At 68.4% G+C, this 15519-nt stretch carries 13 protein-coding genes; 5 read left to right on the top strand and 8 right to left on the bottom strand.

Annotated features, from left to right (window positions below):
* The 3 genes from ACE3SL_RS15735 to ACE3SL_RS15745 all read right to left on the bottom strand — a co-directional run.
* The coding region (locus ACE3SL_RS15735) for an NAD(P)/FAD-dependent oxidoreductase (protein WP_374526665.1) at positions 1-1117 on the bottom strand (1117 nt) is incomplete at its 3' end.
* A gap of 137 nt (positions 1118-1254) precedes the next feature.
* Positions 1255-2901 carry an amidohydrolase gene (locus tag ACE3SL_RS15740; RefSeq protein WP_374526666.1) on the bottom strand — a complete coding sequence of 549 codons (1647 nt, stop codon included), beginning with the start codon at positions 2899-2901 and terminating at the stop codon, positions 1255-1257.
* Positions 2898-3776: an NAD(P)-dependent oxidoreductase gene (locus tag ACE3SL_RS15745; RefSeq protein ID WP_374526667.1), complete on the bottom strand. Its 879-nt coding sequence runs from the start codon at positions 3774-3776 to the stop codon at positions 2898-2900. Before ACE3SL_RS15745 ends, ACE3SL_RS15740 begins: the two co-directional genes overlap by 4 nt.
* 57 nt (positions 3777-3833) lie before the next feature.
* Here ACE3SL_RS15745 and ACE3SL_RS15750 point away from each other — a divergent pair, with 57 nt between their 5' ends.
* Both ACE3SL_RS15750 and ACE3SL_RS15755 read left to right on the top strand, forming a co-directional pair.
* Entirely contained in the window at positions 3834-5084 is a 1251-nt protein-coding gene (locus ACE3SL_RS15750; protein WP_374526668.1) for a threonine ammonia-lyase, read from the top strand.
* 150 nt (positions 5085-5234) lie between these two features.
* Positions 5235-5627, top strand: coding sequence for an acyl-CoA thioesterase (locus ACE3SL_RS15755; protein WP_374526669.1), 393 nt, complete (start codon positions 5235-5237; stop codon positions 5625-5627).
* A gap of 24 nt (positions 5628-5651) precedes the next feature.
* Here the strand turns inward: ACE3SL_RS15755 and ACE3SL_RS15760 are convergent, their stop codons facing one another.
* The 4 genes from ACE3SL_RS15760 to ACE3SL_RS15775 form a co-directional block, all read right to left on the bottom strand.
* Positions 5652-5912 carry a hypothetical protein gene (locus tag ACE3SL_RS15760; protein WP_374526670.1) on the bottom strand — a complete coding sequence of 87 codons (261 nt, stop codon included), beginning with the start codon at positions 5910-5912 and terminating at the stop codon, positions 5652-5654.
* A 53-nt stretch (positions 5913-5965) separates the two neighbouring features.
* Complete coding sequence (locus tag ACE3SL_RS15765) at positions 5966-7216, bottom strand: N-succinylarginine dihydrolase (RefSeq protein ID WP_374526671.1); 1251 nt, start codon at positions 7214-7216, stop codon at positions 5966-5968.
* 212 nt (positions 7217-7428) lie between these two features.
* The gene (locus tag ACE3SL_RS15770) at positions 7429-8430 is read right to left on the bottom strand and encodes an arginine N-succinyltransferase (RefSeq protein ID WP_374526672.1); all 1002 of its coding nucleotides are present in this window, start codon (positions 8428-8430) and stop codon (positions 7429-7431) included.
* Entirely contained in the window at positions 8427-9635 is a 1209-nt protein-coding gene (locus ACE3SL_RS15775; RefSeq protein ID WP_374526673.1) for a hydrolase, read from the bottom strand. The genes ACE3SL_RS15770 and ACE3SL_RS15775 overlap by 4 nt, the downstream gene beginning before the upstream one ends.
* Positions 9636-9826: 191 nt before the next feature.
* On the opposite strand from ACE3SL_RS15775, the gene ACE3SL_RS15780 reads away from it, so the two are divergent.
* On the top strand, positions 9827-11002 hold the full coding sequence (locus tag ACE3SL_RS15780; protein ID WP_374526674.1) for a GGDEF domain-containing protein: 1176 nt from the start codon (positions 9827-9829) through the stop codon (positions 11000-11002).
* Between the two features lie 6 nt (positions 11003-11008).
* On the opposite strand, the gene ACE3SL_RS15785 is transcribed toward ACE3SL_RS15780, so the two are convergent.
* The gene (locus ACE3SL_RS15785) at positions 11009-11428 is read right to left on the bottom strand and encodes a MarR family winged helix-turn-helix transcriptional regulator (protein ID WP_374526675.1); all 420 of its coding nucleotides are present in this window, start codon (positions 11426-11428) and stop codon (positions 11009-11011) included.
* Between the two features lie 77 nt (positions 11429-11505).
* Between ACE3SL_RS15785 and ACE3SL_RS15790 the strand changes: the two genes are divergently transcribed.
* Both ACE3SL_RS15790 and ACE3SL_RS15795 read left to right on the top strand, forming a co-directional pair.
* Positions 11506-13248: a chloride channel protein gene (locus ACE3SL_RS15790; RefSeq protein ID WP_374526676.1), complete on the top strand. Its 1743-nt coding sequence runs from the start codon at positions 11506-11508 to the stop codon at positions 13246-13248.
* A gap of 102 nt (positions 13249-13350) precedes the next feature.
* Positions 13351-15444, top strand: coding sequence for a malate synthase G (locus ACE3SL_RS15795; RefSeq protein ID WP_374526677.1), 2094 nt, complete (start codon positions 13351-13353; stop codon positions 15442-15444).
* Positions 15445-15519: the final 75 nt, after the last annotated feature.

The raw sequence follows: 15519 nt of genomic DNA on the forward strand, positions 1-15519 counted from the left end.
CGCCGCCGACGATCCACGCGCGCTCCTGTCCGGGCAGGCGGTCGAGCAGCAGGTCGCCGGTCGCGGTGCGGCAGTCGTGCACGGCGGCGCTGGCGATCACCGGCGCATCGGCGAGGTGCGGCAGGCGCGCCGCGATCCACTGGCGCGCATCGGCGAGGGCGCCGGCATCGATATCGGCGCGGCGGTCGAAGCTGTCGGGATCGACGCTGGCGTCGGGCGCGCTCTTCCAGACGCGCACCCCGACGCCCTCGACGTCGGGGAGCAGGTTGAAGCCATAGGCGCGATCGACGAAGGCGGGCATCGCGGGCGGGCGGAACTGCGTGTCGCCCTGGCCGGGGCCGAAGTGGAAGACCTGCTGGCGCGCGGCGGAGAGGCGCGCGGGCGGCAGCGTCTGCGGGAACAGCTCGGTCGCCCAAGCACCTGTCGCATAGACGAGGCTCTGCGCGGTGCCGCCGTCGGGGAGGCGGTAGAGGTCCTGCTTCTTGTCGCGCAGCGGGGCGGGCATCACGATGTCCTCGCATTCGACCTGCGCGTCGAGGATCGTTTCGAGCACCCCGCGACGGCCCGCGATCATCGCGCCCTTAGTAGCGTGCAGCACGGCCTCGTCGGGACGCCAGGCGATGCGGGCGAAGCGGTCGCGGAGGCGCTCGCCGGTGGTGCGGTCGGTGCCGCGCGGCTCGGCGAAGCTGTCGGTCGCGGCGAGCGCGGTGACGGCCTCGCACGGCGTCAGGATCGGCAGGCTGGCGGTGTCGGAGAGGCGTTGCCACGCCTCGCGGCTGTCGTCGACGAGCGCCGCGTAAAGCGCGTCGCCGCCCTGCACCGGGTCGAGCATCATCGACGGCAGGTTCGAGGCGGCGCGGCCGTTGCCCGCGCCATAGGCGTCGAACAGCCGCACGCTGAGCCCGGCGCGGACGAGGTGCCACGCCGTCCACGCGCCGAGCGCACCCGCGCCGATCACCGCGACGTCGGCATGTTTGGGCGGCGGCCTGGCGCCCTTGCGGCGGCGCGACGCGCGCGGCTCGGGCGGGTCCTTGCGCTTCGGTTCCTTCTTGGCGGCGCCAAGCGCGAGCGCGACCGGGACGGCGCCGAGCGCGGCGATCAGGCGGCGGCGGTCCATCAGAATGTGATGACCTTCAAGTAAGACATTTCGTCATTGCGAGCGGAGCGAAGCAATCCAGAGCGGTTTACGCATACTCTGGATTGCCGCGCGGCTTCGCCGCTCGCAATGACGATTTCGAAGGATGGCGTCACGCTCTAGCCGCCCTTCCTGTAATAGCGGTAGCCGCCGATCCAGGTTTCGAGCGGGACCATCTTGCGGATCTCGTCGGGGCTGGCGAGCAGCGGGTCGGCGTCGAGGATCAGGAAGTCGGCGCGCATCCCGGGCATCAGCGTGCCGAGCCGGTCCTCGGCGAAGGCGGCGAAGGCGGCGGTGCGGGTGTAGCCGTCGAGCGCGGTTTCGCGGCTCACCGTCTCTTCGGGGTGCCAGCCGCCGACGGGCTGGCCGTCGGCGCCGGTGCGCGAGATGGCGGCGGCGATGCCGGGGAAGGGGTTCGCGCTTTCGACCGGCACGTCGGAGCCGAAGGCGAGGCGGACGCCGGCCTTTTCCATGCTGCGCCACGCATAGGCGCCCTTGAGCCGGTCGGGGCCGAGCCGCGCCTCGGCCATCAGCCGGTCGCTGGTCTGGTGCGTCGGCTGCATCGAGGCGATGACCTTCAATTCGGCGAATTTCGGGATGTCGAGCGGATCGACGATCTGGGCATGTTCGATGCGCCAGCGGCGGTCGCCCGGAAGGTCGCGGGTGAGGTCGTCGATCGCGGCGAGCGCTTCGGCATTGGCGGCGTCGCCGATCGCGTGGATCGCGACCTGGAACTTGTCCATCGTCGCGCGCACCATCTTGTTGCGGAGCTGCGCGGGGGTGAGCAGCGGCAGGCCCTTCTGCCCCGGCGCGTCGCTGTAGGGTGCCTTCAGCCAGGCGCCGCGCGAGCCGAGCGCGCCGTCGAGGTAGAGCTTGACCCCGACCATGCGCAGCTTGTCGTCATAGAGCCACGGGGTCGGCTCGCCGCCCGCGATCAGCGCCATATTGTCGATGTCGCGGCCATAGCTGAGGACGCGGATCGCGAGCTGCTTCTTGTCGCCGGCGCGGCGGAATGCCTGCCAGTCCTGGATCGTCGTCCCCATGTCGGCGATGCCGGTGATCCCCTGCGACAGCAATTTCGCCTGCGCGAGCAGGAAGGCGCGGTCGAGGTCGCGCGCGAGCGGCTTGGGCTTCGCGGCGTCGACGAGCGCGACCGCGGCGTCGACGAAGATGCCGCTCGGCTTGCCGCCCGCCATTTCGATGCGGCCGCCTTCGGGCGCCTTGGTTGTTGCGCTGATCTTCGCGGCGTTCATCGCGGCGGTGTTGGCCCAGCCGGCGTGGCCATCGACGCGTTCGAGCCAGACCGGGCGGTTCGGGACGATCGCGTCGAGGTCGGCGGCGGTCGGGAAGCGGCCGAGGCCCCATTTCTCCTGATTCCAGCCCGATCCGATGATCCACGGAATCTCCGGATTCTCGGCGGCATATTTGCGGATCGCCTCCTGCGCCTCGGCGAGGCTGCTGGTGCCCGAGAGGTCGAGGAGCATCAGCTGGAAGCCGAGGCCCATGACATGACCGTGCGCGTCGATCAGGCCGGGGATCAGCGTGCGGCCCTTGCCGTCCTCCCTGAAATCGGGGCGTTCGGGGCGCTTGTCCTTGCGGTCGAGGAGCTGCTTGACCTTGCCGTCGCTGCCGACGAGCAGGCCGGTGAAGCGCACGACCTTGCCGTCCTTGTCGAGGGTGATGCCGTTGACGTTATCGACAAGGGTGTCGGCGTGGGCGGGGGCGGCGAGGAGGAGGGCGAGCGAGGCAAGTACGAGACGCTTCATTTCGGCAGCCTCGTCACGAGCGAACTCGTATCCTTGCGTCCGCCGCCCGCCTTTTGCACATCGGCGTAGAATTGATCGACGAGGCTCGCGACCGGCAAGGTCGCGCCGTTCACCCGCGCCTCGTCGATCGCGAGGCCGAGGTCCTTGCGCATCCAGTCGACCGCGAAGCCGAAGTCGAACTCGTCCTTCGCCATCGTGCCCCAGCGGTTGAGCATCTGCCAGCTTGCCGCGGCGCCGCCCGACACCGCCTCGAACACCTTGCCGGTGTCGAGCCGCGATGCCTGCGCGAAGCGGACGGCTTCGGACAGGCCCTGAAGCACCCCGGCGATCGCGATCTGGTTGACCATCTTCGTCGTCTGCCCCGCGCCGGGGCCGCCAATATGGGTGATGCGCGCGGCATAGGCGCGCATGACCGGCTCGGCAGCATCGAACGCGGTCTTCGTCCCGCCGCACATCGCCGAGAGCGTTCCCGCCTGCGCCCCCGATTCGCCGCCCGAGACGGGCGCGTCGACGCAGAGTAGCCCGAGTCCCTCGGCCTCGACCGAAAGCTGGCGCGCGATCCGCGCCGAAACGGTGGTGTGGTCGATGAACAGCGCGCCCTTCCGCATCGCCCGGAAAGCGCCGTCGCGGCCGAGCGTGACCTGCGCGAGGTCGTCGTCGTTGCCGACGCAGGTCAGGACGACATCGGCGTCCTTCGCGGCCTCCGCTGGGGTCGCCGCCGCAGCACCGCCATAAGCGGCGACCCAGGCATCGGCCTTGGCGCGGGTGCGGTTGTAGACGGTGAGGGCGTGCCCCGCCTTGACGAGATGCCCCGCCATCGGCCCGCCCATGACGCCGGTGCCGATGAAAGTGACGCGCAATTTCTGTTCGCTCATGCAGGGTCCATAGCATTGTTTGCTTCACGCGCCAGATAGGCTAGGGCGCCTGTCGCTATGACCGATCAACCCACCCTGACCTCCGCCGCCGATTTTCCGGCGATCACATTGGACGATGTGCGCGCGGCGGCGGGGCGAATTAACGGTGCGGTCGTGCGGACGCCGACGCTGAAGTCGCAGACGCTGTCCGAGATGGTCGGCGCCGAGGTCTGGTTGAAGTTCGAGAATCTGCAGTTCACCGCGGCGTACAAGGAACGCGGAGCGCTGAACGCGCTGCTGCTGCTGAGCGACGAGGCGAAGGCGCGCGGCGCGATCGCGGCGTCGGCGGGCAATCATGCGCAGGGGCTCGCCTATCACGGCAAGCGCCTCGGCGTGCCGGTCACGATCGTGATGCCGAGCACGACGCCGCAGGTGAAAGTGTCGCAGACCGCGAGCCATGGCGCGACGATCGTCCTCCACGGCGAGACGTTCGACGACGCCTATGCCCATGCGCGCGAGCTCGAAAAGGAACGCGGGCTGACCTTCGTCCATCCCTTCGACCATCCGCATGTCGCGGCGGGGCAGGGGACGGTGGCGCTGGAAATGCTCGAGGATGTGCCCGAGCTCGATACGCTGATCGTGCCGATCGGCGGCGGCGGGCTGCTCACCGGCATGGGGACCGCGGCGCGCGGGATCAAGAACGACATGCGCCTCGTCGGGGTGCAGGCCGAGCTTTATCCGTCGATGTACGCCGAGCTCAACGGCGTCGACATGGCGTGCGAGGGCGACACGCTGGCCGAGGGCATCGCGGTCAAGGAGCCCGGCGCCTATACGCGCAAGGTCGTCGCCGAGCTCAACGACGATATCGTGCTCGTCGCCGAGCGGCATCTGGAGCGGGCGGTGAGCCTGTTGCTCCAGATCGAGAAGACGGTGGTCGAGGGCGCGGGGGCAGCGGGGCTCGCGGCGATGCTCGCGCATCCCGAGGAATTTGCCGGGCGCAAGGTCGGGCTGGTGCTGACCGGGGGCAACATCGACACGCGGCTGCTCGCCAATGTGCTGCTGCGCGACCTCGCGCGTTCGGGGCGCATCGCGCGGCTGCGTATCCGGCTGCAGGACCGGCCCGGCGCGCTGTTCAAGGTGATGAAGCTGTTCGACGAGAAGCAGGTCAACATCATCGAAATCTATCACCAGCGCATCTTCACCACGCTGCCCGCCAAGGGGCTGATCACCGACATCGAATGCGAGGCGCGCGACCGCGAGCATCTCGACAGCCTCGTCACCTCGCTCCGCGATGCGGGCTATATGGTGACGACGGTGGAGCTGGCGTAGACTATGCCGATATTCAGCCCGTGGCGGGCTGCGAACGGCCGTCTCCTGCGCTTCCGGTGCTCACGTACTGAAGTACGCAGCGCGCCGGTTCTCAGAGCCCGCCATTCTCGCTCCACCACGAACTGAATCTCGACATAGTCTGGGCGGCCGATGAAAGAATTTTCTCTCCAACTCACCGCGACGCCCGAGAGCATCGACGAGCTCGGCCATGTCAACAATGCCGTCTGGGTCCAGTGGATTCAGCAGGTCGCGACGGGGCATTGGGACGCCGCGGCGCCGCAGAGCCACAAGGATGCGTACATCTGGGTCGTGGTGCGGCACGAGATCGATTATCTGCGCGCGCTCGGCCCCGGCGAGACGGTGACGGCGCGGACGTGGGTCGCCGACAGGCCGCAGGGGGCGAAGTTCGATCGCTTCATGGAATTCACCGGCGCAGACGGCAAAGTGCATGTGCGGGCGCGGACGGTGTGGGCGCTGCTCGACAAGGCGAGCGGGCGGCCGCTGCGTGTGACCGATGCGGTGGTGGCGCCGTTTTTGGGGTAATCGGTTCGGGGGTGGGAGCGGACGTTAAGGTCGAACCTCTTGGTCCGCTGCATATCGAGGTAAATCGGCAGCGGCCTCTTCCAGTGCCCTCTGTATTTCACTCAGGTGAAAACGGCGGTCCCACAGCTCGGTAGCTAATGTGTTGATGGCTTGTCCAAGCACGGCATTCTCTGGCCAAGGATTCGTATCGTTCAACTTGCGCAGAGTTGAGCTAAATTGATAGATGGCTTCATATAGCTGGGTTTGCCATTCATCATGAGTTGCTTGGTTTAGCTGTTCATTCATACAGCAGACTTAGCAAGCCTGCCAACGTCCGCAAACGGTCGAAACCCACCCCCCTAAATCAATTCCCCCAGCTCCAGCGCCTCCAGCAGCGCGGCGCGGGCGCGCTGGACGTCGCGGACCAGCGCATCCGACGCGAGGTCGGCGGGGGCGATGGCTTCGGGCCAGTGCGCGGCGACGACCGACGCGATGCGGTCGAGCTTTGCGTCGTCGGCCATGAAGCGCGGGTCGACCGTCACAGGGTCGGCGACGACGCGCAGGCGGAGGCAGGCGGGGCCGCCGCCGTTCGCCATCGACTGGCGGACATCGACCGGCAGCAGGCGGCGGATCGGGCCGTTGCCCGCGACATGATCCTCGAGCCAGCTCCACACCGGCGGGATGTCGCGCGCCTCGGTCGGCAGAACCAGCCCCATGCCGTCGCCATCCGGCAGCGTGACGAGCTGGGCGTTGAACAGATAGGATTTGATCGCCTCGGGCAGGCTCACCGCGCTTGCGGGCACTTCGACGATCTCGACCTCGGGAAAGGCGGCGCGGATTTGCGCGTGGGCGCCTTCGCGGTCCTCGAAGGCGGTTTCGTGGGTGAAGAGGACGCGCTCGTTGGCGACCGCGACGACGTCGTTGTGGAAGGCGCCGCCCTGGATCGCGGTGTCCGACTGGCGGATGAAGAGGGTGCGCGCGGGGTCGAGCCGATGCTTGCGCGCGATCGCTTTCGATGCGTCGAGATGCTGGCGCGCGGGGAAGCGGCCGCCGCCGATGCCATAGACGAAAATCTCGACGCCGGGCTGGCCGTGGCCGGCACAGAGCCGCATATGGTTCGCGGCGCCCTCGTCGCCGAAGGGGGCGGGAATGGGCCCGTGGACCGCGAAGGCCGAATCGGCGAAGGCGAGGCGAAGCTGCGCGAGGGTGCCCGGCCATTCGTGGCTGCGGTGCGGCATGGTGACGAGGTTCGCGACGGTCAGATGGCATTTGCCGTCGCCGCTGTCGGGCGCGGGCGAGACGGTCGCGGCGTTCGCGGCCCACATCGACGAGGCCGACCAGGCCTGGGCGCGCAGATGCGTCTCGGCGGCGTCGAGCGAGGTGCCGAGCGTTTCGAGCCAGGGCGCATCGGGGCGGTCGAGCGGCATGAAGAAGCCTTGCGGCAGGCCGAGCGCGAGATTGTGGCGCATCTTGTCGATGCCCTGCAGCGCCGCGGCGCGCGGCTGCGACACGTCGCCGGCGTGGCTGGCCGAGGCGATATTGCCGCGGCTGAGCCCGGCGTAATTGTGGCTGGGGCCGATGATGCCGTCGAAATTGATTTCCGTGAGCATGGTCTTCTTTCCTGAAGCCCCTCCCCTTCAGGAGTGGCAGGTAATCTGTCCCCCGGACAGATTAGACCATGCCGGGGGCATGATCGACCTGCCACTGGGTTGGGGTGGGGGCCGCCGCCTTGCGCAAGGCCTCTGGCCCCCACCCGCTGCGACTAGGGAGCAAGCTCCCAAGTCTCGCTGCCCTCCCCTGAAGGGGAGGGATGCAATTTCCACTATCGTCCGATCCAGCTGATCTGGTCGCCGGTCTTGACGCCCAAAATCCGCGCAGCCTCCGCATCGATCGTGGCGTCGGGGCCGACCTTGCCGAAGCAGCAACGAAAATCGGCGAGATTGCCCGTTGCGATCAGCGCGTCGGCACCGCCCTCGGCGATCCCCGTCACCTCGACATGCTTCGCGTCGCGGATGCTGGCGACCTGATCGGTGCGCGCGGTCATCGTCGGGCCGCCGTCGAAGATGTCAACGTAATTTTCGAAGGCGAAGCCCTCATTCTCGAGCATCCGCATCGCGGCGCGGCCGGTGGGATGGGGCACGCCGATGACGCTGCGCGCGTGCTCGCTCAGCATCGCGATATAGACAGGATGTTTGGGCATCAGATCGGCGATGAACTGGTTGCCGTGGACCGCGTTGAACTGGTCGGCTTCCTGAAAATTCATCCCGAAGAATTTGCCCGCGACCCCGTCCCAGAAGGGCGAGCCCCCCGCCTCGTCGATCACCCCGCGCAGCTCGGCGAGGATGCGGTCGCCGAAGCGCGCACGGTGGCGCGCGATGAACAGGTAGCGCGAGCGCGCGAGCAGCAGCCCGAGCCCGCCGGCGCGCGCCGCGGGGTGGAGGAACAATCCGCCGACCTCGCTCGCGCCGTTGAGGTCGTTGCTGAGCATCAGCACCTGCGCGTGGAAGGTGCGGCCGAGCTGTTCGCTATGCTTGCTGTCGGTGCCGATACGATAGGAATAGAAGGGCCAGCGCTGGCCGACCTGGCCGAAAATCTGGCAGGTGCCGCGCACCTCGCCGCTGTCGAGGTCTTCGAGCACCATCAGATACAGCTCGTCGGCGGGATATTCCTTTTCCGACGCGAAGCCCGCCGCGGCGCGTTCGAGCTTGGCGCTGAGCGCCTGCCGGTCGGGGGGCAGGTTGGTGAAGCCGCCGCCGGTCAGCTTCGCCATTTCATAGATGCTCTGGAGATCGCTGGGGCGCGCCGCCCGGATCACATAATTCACACAGTCCCCCGTTCCGCTATTTTCATTAGGGTCAGCGCCGACAGTTGTGCGCGCTCGGCAAGGCTGTCGACGATCAGAAATTCGTCCGCCGAATGGATCGCACCGCCGCGCGGGCCCATCGTATCGACGACGGGCACGCCGCACGCGGCGATATTGTTGCCGTCGCAGACGCCGCCGGTCGCGTTCCAGCCGATCGAGAGGCCGAGCGCGCTGCCGCAATCGCGGACCAGCTCGAACAGCCGCGTCGCGGCGGCGTCGAGCGGTTTCGGCGGGCGGTTGAAGCCGCCGTAGAGGTGGCAATGCACGTCATGCTCGCGCGAGATCGCGGCGATCGCATCGCGGAGCGCGGCTTCGGCGGCGGCCATCGCGTCGGGGGTCATCGGGCGCATGTTGACGCGCAGGATCGCCTGGTCGGGGACGACATTGTTCGGCCCGCCGCCGTCGATCTTCGCCGGGTTGACCTTGAGGTCGGGGGCCTTCAGCGCATTCAGCCGCAGCGCCAGATCGGCGGCGGCGACGAGCGCGTTGCGCCCCTCCTCGGGGTTGCGCCCGGCATGCGCCGGGCGGCCGTGGATCAGCACCGAAAAATTGCCGCTGCCGGGCCGCGCACCCGCGAGCGTGCCGTCGGGGAGCGCGGGCTCGTAGGTGAGCGCCGCGGCCTTGCCCTTCGCCAGCTCGGCGATCAGCGTGGCGGACGCCTGGCTGCCGGTTTCCTCGTCGCTGTTGATCATCACGTCATAGCCGACGCGCGATGCGAGCGGCGAGGCTTCGAGTGCGGTCAGCGCCGCGAGGATTACCGCGATGCCGCCCTTCATGTCGGCGGTGCCGGGGCCGTTGAGCACGCCGGGCTCCAGCCATTGCAAGGCCTGGAAGGGATGATCGGCGGCGAACACCGTGTCCATATGGCCGGTGAGCAGAAGCTGGACCGGCGCGTCGGGCCGCACGCGAAGGTGGAGATGATCGCCGCGCTGGATCGTCCTCACATTGCCTGCGGCGTCGACGCTTTCGACCGGGTCGGTCGCGACGAGCCGCACGTCGCCGGGCAGCGCGGCGAAGGCGTCGGCGAGCTGTCCGGCGACGATTTTCAGGCCCGCGAGATTGCCGGTGCCGCTGTTCACCGCCGCCCAGCGCTCGACCGCGGCGAGCATCGGGGCATCGGCGGCGCGTTCGAGGGTCGCGCTTTCGCTTGCGGTGAGGGTGGTCATCCAATGCCTATAGCGAGCGGCGCGAGGCTTTGGCACCCCCGCCGCGCATTTTGTCGCCGCGATACCGTAAGTCACTGATTGCCGGAGGCGCGCGCGCCTACACAGGCGCGAATCATATTTGATGCCGGGGGGCATTAACCGAAATTTCGTCGCCGTATCGCTACGCGTTCGGACCAATGATGAGTGGGTCGATGACTGCTGCCTTCGTGCTTGGCATCAATATGTCCGTCGCCGGCATTTTCGCCGTGGCCTTTGCCGTGGTCGCGGCGACGAACCGGAGCGCGCGCGGCGCGTGGTGGCTCGCGCTCGGCTACGGCATGGGGATCGTCAATGTCGGCCTCGAATTCCTGCTGACGCAGCAGAGCGATCCGACCCCGGTTGGGGTTGCCATCTTCCTCGTCTTTCTGTCGGCGCTCAGCTTTGCGCTGATCGGGGTATCGCATCACTATCGCGTGCTTCCGCCGTGGCGTGCGATGGTCGCGATATGGACCGCGACGCTGCTGCTGGTGCCGGTGATCTTCAGCATGACCTATGGCTCGCTGTTGCGCCTCGCACTTTACCAGCTGCCCTATTTTGCGATGCAGGCGCTGTTCGGCCTGGCGATCTGGCGCTCGGGGCGCCGGCAAGCGCTCGACCTGCTGCTGATCGCGTTGCAGGGGGTGGCGGCAATGCTCTATCTCCTCAAGCCGCTGTTCGCCGCGATGGTCGGGACGGCGCGCGCGCCGCAAGGCTATATGGCGACGACCTATGCGGCGATCTCGCAGAGCGGCAGCGTCGTCGCGCTGATGGCGATCGCGCTGGTGCTGCTGCTGATCACGATGCGCGACACAACCGCCGAGATGATCGCCCGCTCCGAAACCGATTCGCTGTCGAGCGTGTTCAACCGGCGCGGGTTCGAGCAGCATGCCGAGGAGGCGCTGGCGCGCGGTGAGCGCGAGGCGGTGCTGATCGCCGCCGACCTCGACCATTTCAAGCAGATCAACGACAATTTCGGCCATGCGGCGGGCGACGGGGTGATCGCGCATTTCGCGGCGATGCTGTCCGCCGCGGCGCCTGCCGATGCGATCGTCGGGCGCGTCGGCGGCGAGGAATTCGCGGTGCTGCTGCCCTCCGCGCTGCTGTCCGACGGGCGGCTCTATGCCGAGGCGGTGCGGACCGCCTTCGCCGAGGCGCAATTGCCCGTGCTCGGAATCGACCGCCGCTTCACCGCATCGTTCGGGGTCGCCCAGCTGATGCGGCCCGAGGGATTGTCCGACCTGTTCCAGCGCGCCGACAGTGCACTCTACCGCGCCAAGGCGGGCGGGCGGAACCAGGTCCGCGTCGCGCTCGGCGATCTGCCGCCGGCGCCCGCGCGCGGCGCCGCCTGACCGCTTTCACCCGATCGCCGCGAGCATGGTTTCCAGCATCGGGCGCATCCGGCGGATTTCGGCGCGATGGGTCGCCGACAGCGCGGCCAGCGCATCGCGCGCCTTGTCCGTCAGCCGCAGCCGCGCGCGGCGCCGGTCCTCGGCGGCGGCGATTCGTTCGATCCAGCCCTGATCGGCAAGCCGGTTGATAAGACCCGTCGTGCTGTGCGGTTTCAGCATCAGGTGCCGCGCGATGGCGCCGATCGTCGGCGCATCGGGCGCGGCGCGGATCGCGAGCAGGGCCTGATGCTGCTGCGGCGTCAGCCCCTGCTCGGCGGCGCGCGCTTCGCTGAACGCCAGGAATCCGCGCAGCGCATGGCGGAAATCGGCGAGCGCGGCATAGTCGGCATCGGCCAATCCCTCATCGGTCAGGGCCGTATCGGCCATCGGCAAAGCTCCATTGAATTATATCGTAGTGCGATATATTGGCGCGGCGAATCCAATCAACCCCATTCGGAAGCGCCATGTCTGCCCCGTCCGCCGTTTCGCACAAGCTCGCCGACCATAGCGCCGACAAGAGGATGCTGCTGCTCGCGGGCATGGCGCTGGTCGTCGGGGCGGGGGCTGCGCTTGGGGCGTGGGTGCTGCTGAAGGCGATCGCGCTTGCGACGAACCTCTTCTGGTTCGGGCGGATTTCGACCGCCAATGCCGCGATCACCGATGCGTCGGTCGGGCTGCTCGTCGTCGCCATTCCGGTGCTCGGCGCGCTGATCATCGGGGCGATGGCGCGCTTCGGATCGGACAAGATCCGCGGGCACGGCATCCCCGAGGCGATCGAGGCGATCCTCTATGCGCAGAGCCGCCTGTCGCCGAAGGTCGCGGTGCTGAAGCCGATTTCGGCGGCGATCTCGATCGGCAGCGGCGGGCCGTTCGGCGCCGAAGGGCCGATCATCATGACCGGTGGCGCGATCGGGTCGCTGTTCGCGCAGCGCTTTCATCTGAGCGCCGCCGAGCGCAAGACGCTACTAGTGGCAGGCGCGGGGGCGGGGATGACCGCGATCTTCGGCACGCCGCTCGCGGCGATCCTGCTCGCGCTCGAGGTGCTCTTGTTCGAGTGGAAGCCGCGCAGCTTCGTGCCGGTGGTCGTCGCGGTGCTCGTCGCGATGGGGGTGCGACCGCTGCTCATCGGCAGCGGGCCGATGTTTCCGCTCGCCGCCGCGCTGCCCGCGATGGGGCCGGCGCTTGCGGTGGCCGCGCTGCTCGGGCTGGTCGTCGGGCTCGAAGCGGCGCTGCTGTCCGCGCTGCTCTACCGGATCGAGGATGCGTTTCACCGGCTGCCTTTGCACTGGATGTGGTGGCCGGCGCTCGGCGCGGTCGTCGTCGGGCTCGGCGGGCTGATCGACGCGCATGTCCTCGGCGCCGGATATGGCAGCATCCAGGCGCTGCTCGACGGGTCGCTCGCGACGCGGGTGATCGTCGCGCTGCTCGTCGTCAAGGCGGTGGTGTGGCTGGTCGCGCTCGGCTCGGGGACGTCGGGCGGCATCCTCGCGCCGCTGCTGATCCTCGGCGGGGCGGCGGGGGCGCTGGCGGGGCAGCTCTGGCTCGGCCATCCCGGCGTGTGGGCGCTCGTCGGGATGGCGGGGATATTGAGCGGGGCGATGCGCGCGCCGCTGACCGGCGCGCTGTTTGCGGCCGAAGTGACCGGGCTATTCGCCGCGCTGCCGCTGACGATCGCGAGCGCGGGCGCGGCCTATGCGGTCAGCGTCCTCCTGATGCGGCGGTCGATCCTCACCGAAAAGATCGCGCGGCGCGGGCGGCACATCCGGCAGGAATATGTCGTCGATCCGATGGACCTCGTCCAGGCGCGCGACCTGATGACGCCCGATCCCGCGACGCTGCCCGGAAAGATGGTTGCGGGCGACGTCCTCGATTTCTTCGCCGACGGCGCGCAGCACCGCAGCTATCCCGTCGTCGATGGCGAAGGGCGGCTCGTGGGGCTGGTGTCGCGGAGCGACGTGCTCGGCTGGCGCGTCGCCGACATGCCGCGCGACCGGACGCTTGCCGATCTGGTGTCCGACGCCGCGCAGCCGGTCGCGCACGCCGACGCGCCGATCGGCCAGATCGCCGACCTGATGGTCGAGACGGGGGTCGGGCGGGTGCCGATCGTCGATGCCGCGACGCGGCGGGTGCTCGGAATCCTGTCGCGGCACGACCTCCTGAAGGCGCGGCGCGACCATCGGCGGGCGGAGACCGCGCGGTCGCGCTGACGCTCACCGCCCCATTGCCAAGCCCCGTCATTCGCGCCATAGGGCGGCGGCCCTTTCCTCCCCGGGTCCACGGGCGCATTCGCGCCGACCAAAGGGTGTTGCATGACTGATTTCCTCGATCGCCACGGCCTGTCCGTCGATTCGCGACTCATTTCCTTCCTCGAAGACAAGGCGCTGCCCGGAACCGGGGTCGAGGCCGATAAATTCTGGAGCGATTTCGCGGCGCTGCTCGGCAAATTCGCGCCCGAGAATGCGGCGCTGCTCGCCAAGCGCGAGGATTTGCAGGCGAAGATCGACGACTGGCATCGCGCAAGGGAAGGACAGGCGCATGATCCGGCCGCCTATCAGGCGTTCCTGCGCGAGATCGGTTATCTCGTCGCCGAGCCCGCGCCGTTTCAGGTCGGCACCGCGAATGTCGATCCCGAGATCGCGACGATGGCGGGGCCGCAGCTCGTCGTGCCCGCGCTCAATGCGCGCTTCGCCCTGAACGCCGCCAATGCGCGTTGGGGCAGCCTCTACGACGCTTTCTATGGCACTGACGCGCTCGATGCGCCGCCGGCGAAGCCCGGCGGCTACGACGCGGAACGCGGCGCGGCGGTGATCGCGCGGGCGAAGGCCTTCCTCGACGAGGCGGTGCCGCTGGCGTCGGGAAGCTGGGCCGACTGGCAGGGCGGCGAGCTGACCCTCGCCGATCCGTCGCAATGGGCGGGCAGCAAACCCGGCGGCATTTTGCTCAAGCATAATGGCCTGCACATCGAACTGGTGATCGATCCTGACAGCGCGATCGGCCGGACCGATCCGGCGGGGATTGCCGACGTACTGCTCGAAGCTGCGCTGACGACGATCATCGACCTTGAGGACAGCGTCGCCGCGGTCGATGGCGAGGACAAGACGTTCGGCTACACCAACTGGCTCGGGCTGATGCGCGGCGATCTGGTCGAGCGCTTCGACAAGGGCGGCAAGACCGTCACCCGCGCGATGGAGAGCGACCGCGAATGGACGTCGCCGTCGGGCGAGGCGTTCACGCTGCACGGGCGCAGCGTGCTGTTCGTGCGCAACGTCGGGCATCTGATGACGACGCCGATGATCCGCCTGCCCGATGGCAGCGAGGCGCCCGAGGGACTGTGCGATGCGGTGATCACCAGCCTTTGCGCGCTGCACGACCTCAAGGGGCTCGGCACGCTCCGCAACAGCCGCGCGGGCAGCGTCTATATCGTCAAGCCCAAGCAGCACGGGCCCGAAGAATGCGGCTTCACCGACCGGCTGTTCGACGCGGTCGAGGATATGCTCGGCCTTGCGCGCCACACGGTCAAGGTCGGGGTGATGGACGAGGAGCGCCGCACCTCGGCCAACCTCGCCGCCTGCATCGCGGCGGTGAAGGACCGCATCGTCTTCATCAACACCGGCTTCCTCGACCGCACCGGCGACGAGATTCACACCTCGATGCGCGCGGGGCCGATGATCCCGAAGGGCGAGATGAAGGCGAGCGACTGGATCGCCGCCTATGAGGACCGCAACGTCCGTATCGGGCTCGCCTGCGGCCTCAGCGGCAAGGCGCAGATCGGCAAGGGCATGTGGGCGATGCCCGACCTGATGAAGGCGATGATCGAGGCGAAGATCGGCCATCCGAAGTCGGGCGCGAACACCGCCTGGGTGCCGTCGCCGACCGCCGCGACCCTGCACGCGCTGCATTATCATAGGATCGATGTGTTCGCGCGGCAGAAAGAGATCGCGGGCGAGGCCGTGCCGGCGCTCGACCGGCTGCTGAACATTCCCGTCACGGCGGGGCGCAACTGGAGCGAGGCCGAGGTCGCGCGCGAGCTCGACAATAATTGCCAGGGCATATTGGGCTATGTCGTGCGCTGGATCGACCAGGGGGTCGGTTGTTCGAAGGTGCCCGACATCGACGACGTCGGGCTGATGGAGGACCGCGCGACCTTGCGCATTTCGTCGCAGGCGCTGGCGAACTGGCTGCTCCACGGCGTCTGCACGCCCGAGCAGGTCGATGCCGCGCTGGTGCGGATGGCGGCGAAGGTCGATGCGCAGAACGCCGGCGACCCGCTCTACGAAAAGCTGACGCCGGACGGGATTGCCTATCGGGCGGCGCGGGCGCTGATCTTTGAGGGGGTGACCCAGCCGTCGGGTTATACCGAGCCGCTGCTGCATCAATATCGGCAGGCGAAGAAGGCGGCGTGATTGTCGGTTTGCGACCGGGAGCGGAAGCCAAAACCTAAGCTCCCGTTCGTGTCGAGCGAAGTCGAGACACGCGAA

Source organism: Sphingopyxis sp. (genome assembly GCF_041916015.1).
In the GTDB taxonomy this organism is placed as follows: Bacteria; Pseudomonadota; Alphaproteobacteria; order Sphingomonadales; family Sphingomonadaceae; genus Sphingopyxis.